This is a genomic window from Streptomyces albidus (ex Kaewkla and Franco 2022) (genome assembly GCF_013870515.1).
GTDB classification, from domain to species: Bacteria; Actinomycetota; Actinomycetes; order Streptomycetales; family Streptomycetaceae; genus Streptomyces; species Streptomyces albidus.
The window spans coordinates 1-15031 of record NZ_JACBXA010000041.1 but is presented as its reverse complement, the minus strand read 5'-3'; the positions used below and the strand labels follow the sequence as shown (position 1 = coordinate 15031).

The window sequence follows — 15031 nt, the reverse complement described above, 5'->3', positions numbered from 1 at the left end:
ACCTGGCAGCCGGCCAAGTCGTCTTAGGAATATTGAGTGTTCCTTCCTCCATGGTTCGGCGTCGGCTTGATTGCTTGCCACTCCGTCACCAATTCGCGAGTTCTCGCATTGCACTGAGTCACCCCCCGACTCACAATGGACGCCGCCCGCACAGCCCGTAGCACCTCAGAGACGGGATGGCGAAAGGCGACGCTGAAGGTAGCGTTTGCGGACATACGCACACTGGGGTCTACTGGCCTAGATTCTGACCGTTGACCGTGGACTGTGGAGGAGACTCCGCCTATGACTCGTGAAGACCCTGACAAACGAGTCGGAGACTACGAGCGTCTGGACCGCGCAGCGTGGTGTGCGGGAATCAGAGCGCGCATAGCTGAGGTCCATTCCCAAATAGACAGCGTGAGCACCAACTCTTCCAATACAGACACACAAGCCATGGAGGAAGCGAACCAGCGACTCGAAGCAGCGGAAAAGATTGTTGCTCCGAATAGACGCCCGTGGCCAAGATGGTGGCAACGCCTCAGCAAAGCTGACGCTCTCGCAGCCCAGGCTGCTGTCCACGAAGCAGAGGTCGAGGTATTGAGACAGCTTCGCCGTGAAGAGGTTGCGAGTCGAAGCCGTCGATTTTTCCGCACAAGAGGCCATCCAGCGAGAAGGACCCCCGCGGTTGACCACGATTCCTCGCGTGCAAGAGATGGTGACGTTGAGGGACTGAGCCGATCAGCCTGGTGTGCAAGAGTTGGAGCACACGTTGCCGACGTTCAATCCCAGATCAACAGGCTCAAGGAACCTAATTCCTCAGAGGCAGAGAGACGAGTTATCGAGAAGGCCTCCCAACAGCTTGCAGCGGCACGAGAGGTCGTATCCCGGAACAAGCGACCGTGGTCAAAGATGTGGCGGCGCCTCACGAAGGCAGACGCCGTGGCGGCGCTGGCAAACGTTCACGAGGCAGAAGTAGAGGTCCTGAGGCTACTTCACCGCGAAGAGCTGAAGAGTCAAGTCCCCCGAATTCTCGCACACGCGGAGTCACAACTAGGGAACAAGGATGACGGACTTATACGCCTCAGAAGCGACTGGGAACGAGCCAATAAAAAAGGCCGTTCGATCCCCAAGGAAACGAAGGATATTGCAGCAGCCACTCTTCACGCGGCAAATGAGGTCGAGGACGAGCAGAGAGCCAGGGTTCACAGTTTTACTCAGATATTGATCTGCTCGATCGTGATCATGTTCCTCATCGCCATAGCCTTCGCTATCTGGGCAAGCCTGGACCGTGAAGTCGCAAGAATATTCTGCTTCCCCGACGAAAATATCGTCAATCTGCGACACTGCCCCATTGGATTCAATGCCGAGGGAAGCGATATCTTCCTGGTGGAGTTCACTGGCATGTTCGCTGCCGCATTGGCTGGTGCCGTTTCCTTGCGCAGGATGCAGGGAACTTCTGGGCCCTACCACGTCTCCGTGCTGCTGCTACTCCTACGACTTCCTGTAGGCGCACTGACTGCCCTTCTCGGCATTCTTCTCATAAGCGGTGAGTTCTTTCCAGGATTGACGCGTCTGGACTCGGGGCCCCAAATCATCGCATGGGCAGCCGCGTTCGGAGTTTTGCAGGAGACCGTCACTCGCACTGTCGACAAGCAAGGTCGCGCGATCCTGAGCGGTGCGAGCGAAGAGGGCTCAGGGGCTCCCCAGCCGCCGGAACAAGAGGATTCGGACAGGGCGGGCGCCAAACCAGGCCCCAAGAATCGGAAGTTGACCCGGAAAGAGGGCCAAGGCTGACCTCTTCGTGGGGCGGTAGTAACAAGGGCTGGGGTGACCTGCAGTTAGCCGTACCGTGGGACCGAGGAGCCGCGCCGCAACTCCCCGGGAGTGCACGAAGCGAGGCGTTCACAGACCTCAGCTACTGCGAAGGCGGGACCGGCAGAGGCGAGACTCCTCCAAGTCAACGGCGAGGTAGGCCAGCAGGGTCCGACCGTACGCACCGATTCGCCCCACCTCTTGAGCGGTCGCTCAAAAGTGCTACCGTTCGTTTTGAGCGTCCGCTCAAACAACAGGAGGGCCGGGCACATGGGGCTGTACATCGAGGCGCTGATACAGGCCGACATGGACGAGCTCTGGGAGCGAACGCAGGCTCCAGCGCTGCACCGGCGCTGGGATCTGCGCTTCACCCACATCGACTACCTCGCCCGCGCGGAAGGTGAGCCGCAACGCTTCCGGTACGCGGTCCGCCTCCTGCCGGGGCTGCTCGTGACGGGCACGGGCACCAGCGCGGGAAAGAAGCAACGTCCCGACGGGACGCGCACCTCAGCTCTCCGCTTCGCCTCCCGGCACCCGCTCTCGTTCATCGCCGAGGGACGCGGCTACTGGCGCTACGTTCCGGACGGTGAGGGCATCCGCTTCCTCACGGGCTATGACTACGAGCCGAGTTGGGGGCTGCCCGGACGGATCGTCGACCGCGTCGTCCTCCGCCCGCTCACGGGATGGGCCACCGCCTGGTCCTTCGACCGGCTGCGACTGTGGTGCGAGCGCGGCGTCACCCCCGAACGGTCGCTCCGGCACGGCCTGTTGGAGGTAGCGGCACGCATCGTCGCCGTCGGCCTGGCCGCGCTCGCCGGACCGTTCGCCGCCGCTCTTGCGGTGACCGCCGCGGCGCTGTTGCCGCCTCTGCCCGGCACTCCGTCGGCCCGGCGTTGCCTGCGGCGCCCACCAGCCCGTACTGCTGTCGCGCCCCCTGCCGTACTCGACTCCCTGGAGCAGCCATGAGTTCGATCTTCCAACGTGCCCTGGGTTCCGACTTCGACCGGCTCCATCCGCGCATCCAGCGCCGCTTCTCCGTCGGGCTCGACACCGGTGAGGCATGTGCCGGCCGTGGAGTGATGGACCGCGTCTGGCACGGGGGTCCCCTGGTGCGGCCGTTTCTCGCGCTGGGAGGCGTCCGCAACATCCTCGTGCCGAAGAGCGGCAGCGACATCCCCTTCACCATCGAGAACTTCCCCTACACGGACTCCTACGGCCGCGAGACGGTCACGTTCGTCAGGACGTTCGCCTTCCCCGGCCGTACGCGGCGGTTCGACGCGACGATGGTCTTCAGCCCGGAACGCGGGTGCATCGTCGACTACCTCGGCACACACCAACACCTCGCCACCGACCTGCACTTCGAGGCGGACACGACCGGCGCCATCGTCATCCGGTCCGGCGAACACCGCTTCCGGGAAGGCCCGTTGGACGTCCGCGTGCCGGACCTGATCGGTGGCGACACCGTCGTCAGGGAGTCCTACGACGAGGAGGCGGGACGATTCCGCATCCAGGTCTCCGTGTCCAACCGGCGCTTCGGTCGACTCTTCGGCTACGACGGCTCCTTCACCGCCGACTACGCCGACGCCTCCGCCTGCGGTTCGCGAACGGACCTGCGTCCTGTGCGCGAAGAGGCACGCGCATGAGCAAGGACACCCGCTCCAAGTTGCTGGCGGGCGCGCTCACGACCCTCACCGAGCAGGGCATCGCCCATGCCTCGGCCCGTACGATCGCCGCTGCCGCGGGGGTGAACCAGGCGCTGGTCTTCTATCACTTCGGCAGCGTGGACGAGCTGCTGGCCGCCGCATGCCGTCACGGCGCGGAGGAGCGGATCGCCGTCCACCGCGAACGCCTTCAGCAGGTACGCAGCCTCGGCGAACTCCTGGAGCTGGCCCGCGAACTGCACGCCACAGAGCGGGAAGGCGGCCACGTCGGCGTGCTCGGCCAGCTGCTGGCCGGCGCGCAGACGCAACCACGCCTCGCTCCCGCGACCGCTGCCGGACTGGCCCTGTGGACAGACGAGATCGAGCAGGTCCTCGGCCGCGTCCTCGCGGGTACGCCGCTCACCGAGTTCGTGGACGTCGCGGGGCTGGCCAAGGCGGTCTCCGCCTCCTTCATCGGCCTGGAGCTGTTCGAGGGCGTGGATCCGGGGGGCGCCGAGCACGCCCTGGCGTCACTCGAACAGCTCGTGGGTCTCATCGGCGTACTCGAAGACCTCGGCCCCGTCACGCAGCGCGCCGTCCGCGCACGGCTGCGGCGCTCCACGGCGAGATAGCGGCGGTCCACGGTGGGGCAGGCGGGTCCGCCGGGCGCTCTGCCGTCAGCGAATCTGCTGAGGGGCGAGATCGCCGTATCGGCGGCCGCCGCGGGTCAAGAGTGGAGTGAGCGCGGCGAATCGCGTCGCGGTACGAGAAGGAGAAGCGATGTCGCTACTCGTCACCCCTCACCACCCCCTGGCCCCGAGAGCAGCAGAGGGAGACACCCCGCCGAGCCGGTTCGACGACCACCTGGCCTCCCAACTCCTCGGGCAGCGCATCGTGTTCCTCGGCACCCAGGTGGACGAGACCTCCGCGAACCGGGTGTGCGCGCAGATGCTCCTGCTGTCGGCGGAGGACCCGCGGACGGACATCAGCTTCTGCATCAACAGCCCGGGCGGCTCGGTGACTTCAGGCCTCGCCATCTACGACACGATGCAGCTGATCCCGAACGACGTCTCCACCCTGGCCATGGGCTTCGCCGCGAGCATGGGCCAGTTCCTTCTCACTGTCGGCACTCCGGGGAAGCGGTACGCACTGCCGAACTCGCGGATCATGATGCACCAGCCGTCGGCGGGCATCGGCGGTCCCACGGCCGACATCGAGATCCAGGCCGAGAACCTCGAGTTCATGAAGAAGTCCATCGAACGGATCACCGCGGCGCACACGGGCCAGACCGAGGAGACGATCTCCCGCGACGGCGACCGGGACCGGTGGTTCACGGCGGAGCAGGCGGTGGAGTACGGCATGGTCGACCACGTCGTCAGCTCCCTCGACCACGTACGTCCGGCCGCCTCGAAGCGGAAGGTGGGTCTGTGATGAGCCAGTACACGATCCCGACCGTCGTCGAGCGCACCCCGCAAGGGGAGCGGGCGTACGACATCTACAGCAGCCTGCTCTCCGAGCGCGTCATCTTCCTCGGCACCGAGATCGACGACGGCGTGGCCAACGTCGTCATCGCGCAGCTGCTCCACCTGGAGTCCTCGGCACCGGATCGGGAGATCGCGATCTACATCAACTCCCCCGGCGGCTCCTACACTTCGCTGACTGCGATCTACGACACGATGACCTTCGTCGGCGCCCCCATCTCGACCTTCTGCGTCGGGCAGGCCGCGTCGACCGCCGCCGTGCTGCTGGCCGGGGGCGATCCGGGGCGCAGGTTCGTCCTCGAGCACGCCCGGGTGCTGCTGGGGCAGCCGGCGAGTCCCGGCCGGCAGGGGACGGTGTCGGACCTCAGCCTCCAGGCCAAGGAGATGATCCGGATCCGCTCGGAGGTCGAAGAGGTGCTGGCCCGGCATACGCACCAGGAGCTGGCGACCCTCCGCGCTGACATGGACCGCGACAAGGTCTTCACCGCGCACGAGGCGGTCGCGTACGGGCTCGCGGACGAGGTGCTCAACCGGAGGATGCAGCCCGCCTGAGGGGCGGGCCCCGAAGGCCGCCGACCGGTGGGGCCCTCAGGCGGCCAGACGGACCTGAGCCTGCGGCGGCCCGTTCCGCACCCCGGTACGCCGGGTGCTCAGCTCCGAAACGGACGTCACCTTGCCGTCGTCGCAGCCGTCGGCGACGGCAGGGGCGGGCGCAGCCGTACGGGGCCTGGAGGCACCCGGCCGCCCGAAGCGGGCGAGCTCGGCACCGGCCAGGCCGAGGAGGTCGGCCAGGCCCAGGCCGAGAGCCTGTGCGGCGGCGGCGAGAACCTCGGAGGAGGCCTCCTTGCGGCCGCGCTCCAGCTCGGAGAGGTAGGGCATCGAGATACGGGCCGCCTCTGCCACGTCCTTGAGAGTGCGCCGCTGAGCGAGCCGCTCCTTGCGCAGGACGCCCCCGACAAGGTGCCGCCACAGCGGCTCCTTCGGCACCTGGGGCGGCGCCCCGGTGGCCGGGCGGAGCGGGATGACGCGGGCTTGTTCCGGCGAGTGGCTCGTCACTTCTTCAGACTAGGAGCGTTGCGCCCGGTCGGCACGGCGCGAGCGTTCTGCCGGCCGCGAAATCAGCTGGCGGGCCACCGGCACGAAAACCCTGTGGCGGATCCCGCGCGGAGCGTCGATGCTCACCGGCATGGCCGATGTCGCGGAGTCAGCAGCGGGAGAGAACGAGCGCCGATTCGGGTGGTGGGACATGTTCACCCGCCCCGAGGACGATCCACGCTCCGACGGGGGCTTCAAGGGCGAACTGGCAACGCTCGTCGGTTACTTGAAGGACCAGAGGCTGACGCTGGAGATGAAGTGCTCGGGGCTCGACGCGGAGGGGCTGGCCCGCCGGTCGGTGCCGCCGTCCAACATGTCGCTGCTCGGCCTGGTGCGGCACATGGCGGGAGTGGAGCACAGCTGGTTCCGCCGGATCCTCGGCGGTCAGGACCTCCCGAGGCTGTACCGCTCCGAGGAGGACCGCGACGCGGACTTCAACGGTGCGACGGGCGACGCCGAGTGCGTCGCGGAGGCGTGGGAGGCCTGGCGCCGCGAAGTCGCCTTCGCCGAGCGGTTCGTGACCGAAGCTCCGAGCCTGGAGGTCTCCGTCGTCCACGAGGGCGAAGAGCTCACGTTGCGCGAGGTCCTGGTGCACATGATCGAGGAGTACGCCCGCCACAACGGTCACGCCGATCTCCTGCGCGAGTGCGTCGACGGACGGGTGGGCCAGTAGCCGAGAGGGCTCGCGGCCGGGGGCGTTGCGCCCGTGGGCGACAGCGTGCGACACCGCGCGCTGCCTGATGCAGACGACCGGTCCGCGGCGCCCCGTCCGGGTGCACCGAAGCCGTCTGCCCGCACCGTGTTGACCTTGTCGTAGCGTCAAGGTCTTCAATCAAGGCATGCGAATCGGCGAGCTCGCCGCACTGGTCGGGGTGTCCACCCGGACCGTCCGGCACTACCACCACCAGGGCCTCCTGCCCGAGCCCGTAAGGCGCTCCAACGGATACCGCGACTACCGGCTCCGCGACGCGGTCTCCCTCGCCCGCGTCCGCCGGCTCGCGGAACTGGGCCTCTCCCTGGGCGAGATCCGCGACGTGCTGGCCGACGACCGGGGACGTGAGCTGCGCGAGGTGCTCCTCGAGCTGGACTCCGACCTCGCCCGGCAGCAGGAGACCATCGCGGTCCGGCGGAGGCGGCTGGCCACGCTCCTGGACGAGGCGGAGCTGCACCCCGACTCGACGGTGTCGCCCGAGATGGCGGCGGTTCTGCGTGATCTGCCCGCCGGCGGCTCGAAGTTCGCCGAGTTCGACCGCGAGATGCTCACGCTCGTCGGCAGCATGGCAGGCCCCGACGAGCAGGCCCGGCTGCTCGACCTGCTGCGACCGCTCACCGAACCCGACGCGGTCGCACGGGCGCACGCCCTCTACGAACGGCTGGACGGGCTCGCCGACGCGGCGCCGGACGATCCGCGCGTCGCACCGCTGGTGGAGGACCTGGCCGCCCACATCCCCGACGCGATGGCATCCGCGATGGTCGAGAACCTCCACGCGGACCCCGACGCTCAGCCGGGCCCACCGGCCTCCGGCCCCGCACGGCAGGGAGCCGAGGGCCCGCCCGGGAGCACGAACGAAGGGCCCTGGCTGGAGGGCCTGGCGGAGGAGATGTCCCCCGCACAGGTCGAGGTGTTGCGGCAGGTCGTGAACAGACTGAAGGAGAGAACATGATGCTCAAGGCGGCCCGCACGGCGCTTCTGGCCGTGCTCCCGGCGGAGTTGCTGCTGTTCGTCCTGATCGTCTCCGGTGTCTCGCTGCCCGAACCGCTGCTCGTCCTGGCCGAGTCGGCGGTCCTCGCCGTGGTCCTGCTGGAGGGCGTGACCGCGTACCGGCTCTACAGGGCGGAGGCCCAGGGCGGCGCGGACAGGCGTACGGCACTGCGGCGGACCTGGCACCAGCTGGTCCCGGTGCAGCTGCGGAGGATCGTTGCCTTCGAGTTGAAGGGCATGGCCGGGCTGGCGCTGTGGGCGACGGGACGCCGCAACGGCGTTCCCCCGGGCGCCACCGCCGTGACGTACTCGCGGGAGCAGGCCTCGACGCTCATGGCACTCGTCTTCGTGATGGCCCTGGAGGCCGTGGGGACGGACGTGCTGCTGCGGGGTCTGGGCGCACCGGCCGGGCTGCGCGCGGTGTTCCTCGTCCTCGACGTCTACTCGGTGATGGCCGTGCTGGCGATCTGGGCGGCGAGGGTGACCCGTCCGCACGTCGTCTCCGCCGACGAACTGCGTGTGCGCTCCGGAGTCTTCGTCGACCTGCGCATACCCCGCGAACTGATCTCCTCCGTACGGCAGTCGCCCAACTACAACGAACGCGGCGTCGCCACCGTCGAAGACGGCCGCCTCGCGGTCCCGATGTCGTCCCAGACGAATGTCGTCGTCGAGGTGACCGAACCCGTCACCGTCGTACGTCCCTTGGGAAGCCGGTCCGAGGCGACCACGATCCGCTTCTTCGCGGACACTCCGGGTGCCGTTCTGGACGCACTGCGACCTGGGACGAGTGGCAGCGGGACAGCGGGTACACGGATGACTGCCGGCTCCCCCTGACGACAGAACGGACGACCATGACCTTCCAGCACCCCGCCGAGCGAGGTGGCGACCGGCGAGGACGCTTCGAGCGCCTGGCGGAGTCGGCCTCGAACGTCACCGGTTCGCCGCTGTTCTACTGCTTCTGCGTGCTCCTGATCGTCACCTTCATCGTGGTGCACTTCATCGATGTACCGATCCCCTGGATGGTCTTCGTCGGGGACATGATGGCCGCGGTGAGCCTGCTGCTGCTCGCCCTGCTGAAGAACACGGAACGACGGGCCGAGCACGCCCTTCAGCGCAAACTCGACGCGATCGCGGCCGTTCTGCTCGAGGAGCACGAGGGCGGATCACACACGGCTCACGAGAACCTGCGGGCGGCCATCCGCATGGACGAGGACGTGTGAGTCCCGTCCCCCGGGACGGAAGGGACTGGACGCGAGTGGCGGGCGGCACCGGTGGCTCCGGCACCGCCCGCCGTGGAGTGGAGGCGGCCGTCACGCACCTGGATCCAGGACGCCGACAGGACGACCGCCCGCCTCACTCCGCCTCGATGAGCGCAACTGCTCCTGCGACTCCCCCACTTGTGCCACCCGGCCGGTGCCCGGCGACGGGAGTGGAGCCGAAAGGGCCGGGGCTCAGCCGGCCTGGGCCGCGGCGATCATCTCGCGCGCCTTGCCCTCGCTCTCGTCGTACCGGTCGGGGAAGGCCGACCGCTGAACGCTCTGCGCGAGCTCACCGGCGGTGAAGCCGGGGTTGTTCTGGTCGTTCGGGATGGCCTGGTCGAGGAACGCGTTGGTCGCGTAGACCGGGTCCAGGATCTGCTCGGGCGTGCCCCAGCCGGCGCTGGGACGCTGCTGGAAGACGCCGAGGGAGTCGCGGTCCCCACAGTTGAGGTTGTTCATGTGGGACTCGACCCAGCCTGTCTCGAAGGCGGCGAGCATGACCTTCTCGTTGACGCCGCGCTGCGACGCCACGTCGTGCACGGTGTTGATGATCGCCGCGTCGAAGTCCGGCGGCACCGCGCACTTCTCGTCCAGGAGCTGGGCGTTGGCGCGGTGGTCCTTGTTGTCGGCCTCCCCGGCGGTTGCCGTGACGGCCAGGCCGCCCGCGATGAGAACGCCGGCCGCCAGCGCGGTGGCGCCACGGACCAGAGTCTTGCGTCTGATCTTGGTGGTGAGCGTCATTGGGTTTCTTCCTTCCAGGTGGGGACAGGAACGCGCGTAGATGCACATCCCTGCTGGCGCGGAACCCTGTAACCTCCCGCTGCTCCATCGGCCTTGGGGTGACCGGAAGAGTGCGAGCAATCGATTTCGTGCGGGACCGTACAAGTGATGACGGTGACACGTCAATGGACGCCGGTTTTCACGCTTCAGGCACAAGGGGCGGATCGGTGAATCACCGCAAGGAAGCTGACAATTACCTGTTTAGAGCCTGTGGACCAAGGGCCTTTTCGGGATGTGAATGCACGTAGATCTTCACGAAATCGATTTCAGACATTGGTCGATCCACTCACTCCTTCACGCGGCCACCCCTCCCCCGTCCCGACCACCCTCGAACTGCTGCGTTTGAGTAGGTGTAGTGGCCATCGGTATATTCGTTGGTGGATACAACGACTTTCGGGACGACCGGCCTCCCGCCGGCCTCAGCGGAACGTCACCACCCCGAGTTGAAGGAACGCACCTGATGAACGGGCCCGAGACACCCGCGTCCGAGGCACCGTCGAGCCTCGCCCTCACCGACACCGCCGTCCGGCACACCCCGGACGGACCGGCTGCGACAGGCGCCCCGGGTACGACCGCCCCGAGCGCCCCCGCACCGAGCCCCTTCCGTCAGCCGAAGGCCGTATGGGCGGTCGCCTTCGCCTGCGTGATCTCGTTCATGGGGATCGGGCTCGTGGACCCGATCCTGCCCGCGCTCTCCAGCCAGCTGGACGCCACTCCCAGCCAGGTGACGCTGCTGTTCACCAGCTATCTGGTGGTGACCGCCGTGGCCATGCTCATCACGGGTTGGGTCTCCAGCAGGCTCGGCGCCAAGCGCACGCTGCTCTTCGGCCTCGTGCTCATAGTCCTCTTCTCCGCACTCGCGGGCGCCACCGGCAGCATCGACGGAATCGTCGGCTTCCGCGCCGGCTGGGGCCTGGGGAACGCACTGTTCATCGCCACGTCCCTCGCCGTGATCGTGGGCTCCGCCAGCGGCGGCTTCGCGGGCGCGATCGTGCTGTACGAGACGGCGCTGGGCGTCGGCATCGCGACCGGCCCGCTCCTGGGCGGCCTGCTCGGGAACGTCAGCTGGCGGGGCCCCTTCTTCGGCGTCTCCGTGCTCATGGCGGTCGCCCTCGTCGCCACAGTCGTACTGCTGCCCTCGACGCCGGCGCCCGAGCGGCGCGAGTCCCTCGTCGAGCCCCTCGCCGCACTGCGTCACCGCGCGCTGGCCACCACCAGTGTCACCGGCCTGCTCTACAACTGGGGCTTCTTCACCATGCTCGGCTACGCGCCGTTCCTGATGCACCTGTCGGCCATCGAACTGGGCTGGGTCTTCTTCGGCTGGGGGCTCCTCGTCGCCGTCTTCGCCGTGTTCGGCGCCCCCGCGTTGCGCGGCTGGTTCGGCACTCCGCGCACCCTCTACGGCAACCTCGTCCTCATGGCGGCCGACCTCGCCCTGATCGGCGTCTTCCCCGACGAGCCCGCCGTCGTGATCGGCGCGGTGATCGTCGCCGGCGCCTTCATCGGGGTCAACAACACCCTCGTGACCACCGCGGTGATGAGCATCGCGCCGGTCCCCCGTCCGGTCGCCTCGGCCACGTACGGCTTCGTGCGCTTCATCGGCGGCGGGCTCGCACCCTTCGCGGCGGGCAAGCTCGTCGAGCACTACAGCGCCCACGTTCCGTTCATCCTCGGCGCGGTGAGCGTCGCCGTCGGCGCCGTGGTGCTCAGCACCGTGCACCGCCCGCTGGCCGAGGCCGACAAGGCGGCTGCCTGAACCGGGGCCTCACCGGCCCCCGACGGCGCACCCGCATCCGCTCGGTCACCCGGCCCTCCGCGACGTCCGCTGCACGGCGGCCCCTGCATGACGGGCGGTCCGCTGGGGACCCGTCCCGTGACATTGAAGGACGCTCGCGCACGTCACGTGCGCGGAGGGAAGTGGCCAGAATGCGCATCGCCTTTCTCATGGCCCCCGAAGGGGTCGAGCAGGTCGAGCTGACGGAGCCGTGGAAGGCCGTGACGGACGCCGGGCACACACCGCGGCTGGTGTCCACGAGCGCGGGCAGGATCCAGGCCTTCAACCACCTCGACAAGGCGGACACCTTCCAGGTGGACCAGACGGTGGACGAGGCTGCGGCCGAGGAGTACGCGGCCCTGGTGCTGCCCGGCGGGGTGGCGAACCCCGACGCCCTGCGCCTGGACGACGACGCCGTGCGGCTCGTGAAGACGTTCTGCGAGTCCGGCAAGCTGATCGCGGCGATCTGCCACGCCCCGTGGACGCTGATCGAGGCGGACGTCGTGCGCGACCGCACGCTCACCTCGTGGCCCAGCCTGGAGACCGATCTGCGCAACGCCGGTGCGCACTGGGTCGACGAAGAGGTCGTCATCTGCGACAACGGCCCGAACCCGCTCGTCACCAGCCGCAAGCCCGGCGATCTGAAGGCCTTCAACGACGCCCTGGTGACCCAACTCGGCGGCTGAGGTGGAAAATCGGCTGCATGTCAGACGCGGAAGATCCCTTCACCGTCCCCGTCACCGTTCGCGGGTACGAGACCGACGCCCAGGGGCACCTCAACCAGAGCGTGTATCTCCAGTACGCGGAACACGCCCGCTGGACGATGCTGGAGGCGGCGGGCATCCGGCAGGCCGACCTGCTGGCGAAGGGCGTCGGCCCGGTGACTCTGGAGACGACCGTCAAGTACCGGCGTGAGCTGCGCGCGGGGGACGAGGTCGAGATCACCTGCGTGTTCGTCTGGGGAGGGCGCAAGACCTTCGAGATGGAGCACGTCGTCCGCACCCCGGACGGGAAGGTCGCGGCGTACGTCACCGCGGTGGGCGGTGTGGTGGATCTGGAACGCAGACGGCTGCTGGACGACCCACGCAAGCCGTTCCTGGAGCTGGCCGCACGGCCGGAGCTGATGGGCCTGTAGGGCACGAACCGGCCGGTGAGAGCCGGTCAGATCGGGTCAGGTCCGAGAAGCCGGCGGAGCCGCCACGAAGCGGAACACGAAGCAGACGGCAGAGGGGCGGGGTACGGGCCCGAAAGCCCGTACCCCGCCCCTCTGCCGATCCTGTGCCGGCCCTGGACTCGCCGTACGGCAGCCGGAGCACGACGGCAGAGCACCGCGGTCAGATCGCGGAGCCCGCCTTCCACTCCGCCCAGCTCATGTTCCAGCCGTTGAGCCCGTTGTCCGGCTGCACGGTCTTGTCGGGGGAGCCCGTGACCTCGACGACGTCGCCGATCATCGAGTTCGAGTAGAACCAGGCGCCGTCGGTGCCGCCGTCGCTCGCCCCGCGGGCGTCCTTCAGGCCGACGCAGCCGTGGCTGGTGTTGCCCGAACCGAAGGGCGCGCCCCAGTAGTTGCCGTGGATGAAGGTGCCGGAGGTCGACAGGCGCATCGCGTGGGGCACGTCCTTGATGTCGTACCCCTCGGCGCCCTTACGGCCGAAGCCGACGGTGTCGCCGTCCATGCGGGTCTCCTTGTGCTTCTCGGAGATCACCATCTTGCCGTTGTACGTGGGGTTCTTCTCGCTGCCCGCGGAGATCGGGATGGTCTTCAGTTCCTTGCCGTCGCGCACGACCGTCATCTTGTGGTTCTTCACGTCGACGGTGCTGACCTGCGAGCGCCCGATGTTGTAGGTGACCTTCTTGTTCTGGACGCCGGTGGAGTTCGGGCCGCCCTTCACACCGTCGAGCTTGAGGTCGAGCGACACCTTGGAGCCGGGCTTCCAGTACTCCTGCGGGCGGAAGTCGAGCCGGGTGTCGTCGAACCAGTGCCCGACGACCTCCTGGCCGCTGGTCGAGTTGACCTTGATCGCGGCCTGCACGGCCTTCTTGTTGGTGATCGCCTTGTCGAAGTTGATCGACACCGGCATGCCCACGCCGACGCTCTGGCCGTCCTCACCGGTGTAGGTGCCGATGAAGCTGTTGTCGGGCGAGACGGTGGTGAAGCTGGAGTTCTCGACGGCCTTGCGGCCGCCCCCGTCCTTGGCCTTCGCCGTGATCTTGTACTGCGTCGCCCGCTCGAGCTGGTCGTTCGGCTTCCACGTCTTGCCGTCGCCGGACATCGTGCCCTCGACGGCCGTGCCGCCCTCGACGGATATCAACTTCACGTCGGTGAGCTTGCCCTTGGTGACGACGACGTTCCCGCCGGTGTTGATGCTCGCGCCTTCCGAGCCGTCCTTGGAGGCGATCCTTATTCGAGCCTCCGAACTCTTCTTGCCGTGAGTCTCCGACTTGGCCTTCCCCGCCGCGTCGCCGTCGGACATGCTGCATGCACCCAGCGTCATCACGCCGCCGAGCAGCACGGCCGTGGCCGACATCGCTTTGCGGTGCTTACCCAGCGTCGTCACACGCTTCTCCATTTGCGTCAGAATCCCAAGCTCCCCGAAAACACTGCATACGCCCCGTGCCGGACCAACCGGACATGTGCGGACCCAGCTCTACGTGACAGAACGCACTGAGGCAGGTGACCGGTTCCAGGCGTGACAAAACTGTGTCGCAGACCACTCACACCCCGGCCGGGGGCGGTCGGCCTGACCTTCGAGGAAGCCTCTGACCAGGAGGTTCTCAGCGCCGGACATGCTCCAGATCGTCCTCGGACTCCTCGTACAGATCGTGTTCCAGACCCTGGTCCAGATCGTCGAAGGCGGCGAGGGCGTCGAGGTCGTCGTCGCCGACCTCTTCACTGCCCCAACTGGCGTGCGCCAGTTCGACTCCGGGCAGTTCCCGTACGAGGTCGAAGGGCTCCACGAGATAGGCGATGGCCTCCCCCGCGTCCCCCGCGATGATCTCGCTCGCGTGCGCGCGCTCCTCGTCCGGCATCAGCTCGTCGCCCTGCACGCGGTCCAGTGCGGCCCTGGTCAGCGCGTTCGCGTCGGCGATCTCGACGACCAGCTCCACGCGGAGCCGGATGTGCGGTGACAGCTCTGCGGTGCCCGTGGAAGCGGCGTTGCCTGCGTTGCTCGAGGATTCGGAGCGCGGTGTCTCGTCAGCAGCCATGCCCGGAGCGTAGGCCGGAGTGGAGCCTCGGCTTCCGTACGACCCGCGGCTGTCTATAACATCGGCCCCCTTGCCGTCAGTTCGTGGCGAGTCCGTTCCACCGAAGTACCAGGAAGGGGCCCTTTCCGTGCCCGCAGCCGGACTGTCCACCGTGTCCGCCCACCGCCGCTCGCTGGTGACGGCCGCCGCTGCAGGGGCGGTGTTGTGCGCTCTGTGGTTCGTCCCCTCGGCGAACGCCGCACCGGACGGTGCGGGACCTCTTGCGCGAGAGGCTCGCGGCGCTCGTCGACGACTACGAGCTG

17 protein-coding genes are annotated in these 15031 nt (G+C 67.9%); 13 read left to right on the top strand and 4 right to left on the bottom strand.

The features are described 5' to 3' along the window. Positions 1-918 precede the first annotated feature (918 nt). The 6 genes from H5J26_RS09855 to H5J26_RS09830 all read left to right on the top strand — a co-directional run bounded on the left by H5J26_RS09855 (position 919) and on the right by H5J26_RS09830 (position 5464). Positions 919-1773 (top strand): hypothetical protein, encoded by an 855-nt coding sequence (locus H5J26_RS09855; protein ID WP_181765377.1) that lies wholly within the window; start codon positions 919-921, stop codon positions 1771-1773. 288 nt (positions 1774-2061) lie between these two features. Then, the gene (locus tag H5J26_RS09850) at positions 2062-2757 is read left to right on the top strand and encodes a hypothetical protein (RefSeq protein ID WP_181765376.1); all 696 of its coding nucleotides are present in this window, start codon (positions 2062-2064) and stop codon (positions 2755-2757) included. Next, on the top strand, positions 2754-3434 hold the full coding sequence (locus H5J26_RS09845; RefSeq protein ID WP_181765375.1) for a DUF4166 domain-containing protein: 681 nt from the start codon (positions 2754-2756) through the stop codon (positions 3432-3434). Before H5J26_RS09850 ends, H5J26_RS09845 begins: the two co-directional genes overlap by 4 nt. Then, positions 3431-4063 carry a TetR/AcrR family transcriptional regulator gene (locus H5J26_RS09840; protein WP_181765374.1) on the top strand — a complete coding sequence of 211 codons (633 nt, stop codon included), beginning with the start codon at positions 3431-3433 and terminating at the stop codon, positions 4061-4063. Before H5J26_RS09845 ends, H5J26_RS09840 begins: the two co-directional genes overlap by 4 nt. A 148-nt stretch (positions 4064-4211) precedes the next feature. Next, the gene (locus H5J26_RS09835; protein ID WP_181765373.1) at positions 4212-4862 is read left to right on the top strand and encodes an ATP-dependent Clp protease proteolytic subunit; all 651 of its coding nucleotides are present in this window, start codon (positions 4212-4214) and stop codon (positions 4860-4862) included. After that, entirely contained in the window at positions 4862-5464 is a 603-nt protein-coding gene (locus H5J26_RS09830; protein ID WP_181765372.1) for a ClpP family protease, read from the top strand. Before H5J26_RS09835 ends, H5J26_RS09830 begins: the two co-directional genes overlap by 1 nt. Before the next feature lie 36 nt (positions 5465-5500). Here the strand turns inward: H5J26_RS09830 and H5J26_RS09825 are convergent, their stop codons facing one another. After that, a complete protein-coding gene (locus H5J26_RS09825) occupies positions 5501-5968 on the bottom strand; it encodes a helix-turn-helix domain-containing protein (RefSeq protein ID WP_181765371.1) in 468 nt (155 codons plus the stop codon). A gap of 130 nt (positions 5969-6098) precedes the next feature. Between H5J26_RS09825 and H5J26_RS09820 the strand changes: the two genes are divergently transcribed. From H5J26_RS09820 to H5J26_RS09805, 4 genes are all read left to right on the top strand, one after another. Beyond that, positions 6099-6680 carry a DinB family protein gene (locus H5J26_RS09820; RefSeq protein WP_235980590.1) on the top strand — a complete coding sequence of 194 codons (582 nt, stop codon included), beginning with the start codon at positions 6099-6101 and terminating at the stop codon, positions 6678-6680. Between the two features lie 166 nt (positions 6681-6846). Further along, on the top strand, positions 6847-7671 hold the full coding sequence (locus H5J26_RS09815) for a MerR family transcriptional regulator (protein WP_181765370.1): 825 nt from the start codon (positions 6847-6849) through the stop codon (positions 7669-7671). After that, a complete protein-coding gene (locus H5J26_RS09810) occupies positions 7668-8543 on the top strand; it encodes a hypothetical protein (protein ID WP_210771163.1) in 876 nt (291 codons plus the stop codon). Before H5J26_RS09815 ends, H5J26_RS09810 begins: the two co-directional genes overlap by 4 nt. Positions 8544-8560: 17 nt before the next feature. Continuing rightward, positions 8561-8929: a hypothetical protein gene (locus tag H5J26_RS09805; RefSeq protein ID WP_181765369.1), complete on the top strand. Its 369-nt coding sequence runs from the start codon at positions 8561-8563 to the stop codon at positions 8927-8929. A 231-nt stretch (positions 8930-9160) separates the two neighbouring features. Here H5J26_RS09805 and H5J26_RS09800 read toward each other — a convergent pair whose 3' ends face one another. Next, positions 9161-9709 carry a hypothetical protein gene (locus tag H5J26_RS09800; RefSeq protein WP_181765368.1) on the bottom strand — a complete coding sequence of 183 codons (549 nt, stop codon included), beginning with the start codon at positions 9707-9709 and terminating at the stop codon, positions 9161-9163. 499 nt (positions 9710-10208) lie between these two features. On the opposite strand from H5J26_RS09800, the gene H5J26_RS09795 reads away from it, so the two are divergent. The 3 genes from H5J26_RS09795 to H5J26_RS09785 all read left to right on the top strand — a co-directional run bounded on the left by H5J26_RS09795 (position 10209) and on the right by H5J26_RS09785 (position 12657). Next, positions 10209-11504 (top strand): MFS transporter, encoded by a 1296-nt coding sequence (locus H5J26_RS09795; protein WP_181765367.1) that lies wholly within the window; start codon positions 10209-10211, stop codon positions 11502-11504. 170 nt (positions 11505-11674) lie between these two features. Beyond that, positions 11675-12208 (top strand): type 1 glutamine amidotransferase domain-containing protein, encoded by a 534-nt coding sequence (locus H5J26_RS09790; protein WP_181765366.1) that lies wholly within the window; start codon positions 11675-11677, stop codon positions 12206-12208. A 17-nt stretch (positions 12209-12225) separates the two neighbouring features. Then, complete coding sequence (locus H5J26_RS09785) at positions 12226-12657, top strand: acyl-CoA thioesterase (RefSeq protein WP_181765365.1); 432 nt, start codon at positions 12226-12228, stop codon at positions 12655-12657. A 199-nt stretch (positions 12658-12856) separates the two neighbouring features. Here the strand turns inward: H5J26_RS09785 and H5J26_RS09780 are convergent, their stop codons facing one another. Next, the gene (locus H5J26_RS09780; protein WP_181765364.1) at positions 12857-14092 is read right to left on the bottom strand and encodes a L,D-transpeptidase; all 1236 of its coding nucleotides are present in this window, start codon (positions 14090-14092) and stop codon (positions 12857-12859) included. Between the two features lie 205 nt (positions 14093-14297). Continuing rightward, positions 14298-14729 (bottom strand): hypothetical protein, encoded by a 432-nt coding sequence (locus H5J26_RS09775; RefSeq protein ID WP_235980589.1) that lies wholly within the window; start codon positions 14727-14729, stop codon positions 14298-14300. Between the last annotated feature and the right edge of the window lie 302 nt (positions 14730-15031).

Coding starts and splice junctions, on each gene's coding strand:
- H5J26_RS09850 (WP_181765376.1), top strand. CDS start 2,062: ATGGGGCTGTACATCGAGGCGCTGATACAGGCCGACATGGACGAGCTC.
- H5J26_RS09845 (WP_181765375.1), top strand. CDS start 2,754: ATGAGTTCGATCTTCCAACGTGCCCTGGGTTCCGACTTCGACCGGCTC.
- H5J26_RS09840 (WP_181765374.1), top strand. CDS start 3,431: ATGAGCAAGGACACCCGCTCCAAGTTGCTGGCGGGCGCGCTCACGACC.
- H5J26_RS09835 (WP_181765373.1), top strand. CDS start 4,212: ATGTCGCTACTCGTCACCCCTCACCACCCCCTGGCCCCGAGAGCAGCA.
- H5J26_RS09830 (WP_181765372.1), top strand. CDS start 4,862: ATGAGCCAGTACACGATCCCGACCGTCGTCGAGCGCACCCCGCAAGGG.
- H5J26_RS09820 (WP_235980590.1), top strand. CDS start 6,099: ATGGCCGATGTCGCGGAGTCAGCAGCGGGAGAGAACGAGCGCCGATTC.
- H5J26_RS09815 (WP_181765370.1), top strand. CDS start 6,847: ATGCGAATCGGCGAGCTCGCCGCACTGGTCGGGGTGTCCACCCGGACC.
- H5J26_RS09810 (WP_210771163.1), top strand. CDS start 7,668: ATGATGCTCAAGGCGGCCCGCACGGCGCTTCTGGCCGTGCTCCCGGCG.
- H5J26_RS09805 (WP_181765369.1), top strand. CDS start 8,561: ATGACCTTCCAGCACCCCGCCGAGCGAGGTGGCGACCGGCGAGGACGC.
- H5J26_RS09800 (WP_181765368.1), bottom strand. CDS start 9,709: ATGACGCTCACCACCAAGATCAGACGCAAGACTCTGGTCCGTGGCGCC.
- H5J26_RS09795 (WP_181765367.1), top strand. CDS start 10,209: ATGAACGGGCCCGAGACACCCGCGTCCGAGGCACCGTCGAGCCTCGCC.
- H5J26_RS09790 (WP_181765366.1), top strand. CDS start 11,675: ATGCGCATCGCCTTTCTCATGGCCCCCGAAGGGGTCGAGCAGGTCGAG.
- H5J26_RS09785 (WP_181765365.1), top strand. CDS start 12,226: ATGTCAGACGCGGAAGATCCCTTCACCGTCCCCGTCACCGTTCGCGGG.
- H5J26_RS09780 (WP_181765364.1), bottom strand. CDS start 14,092: ATGGAGAAGCGTGTGACGACGCTGGGTAAGCACCGCAAAGCGATGTCG.
- H5J26_RS09775 (WP_235980589.1), bottom strand. CDS start 14,729: ATGGCTGCTGACGAGACACCGCGCTCCGAATCCTCGAGCAACGCAGGC.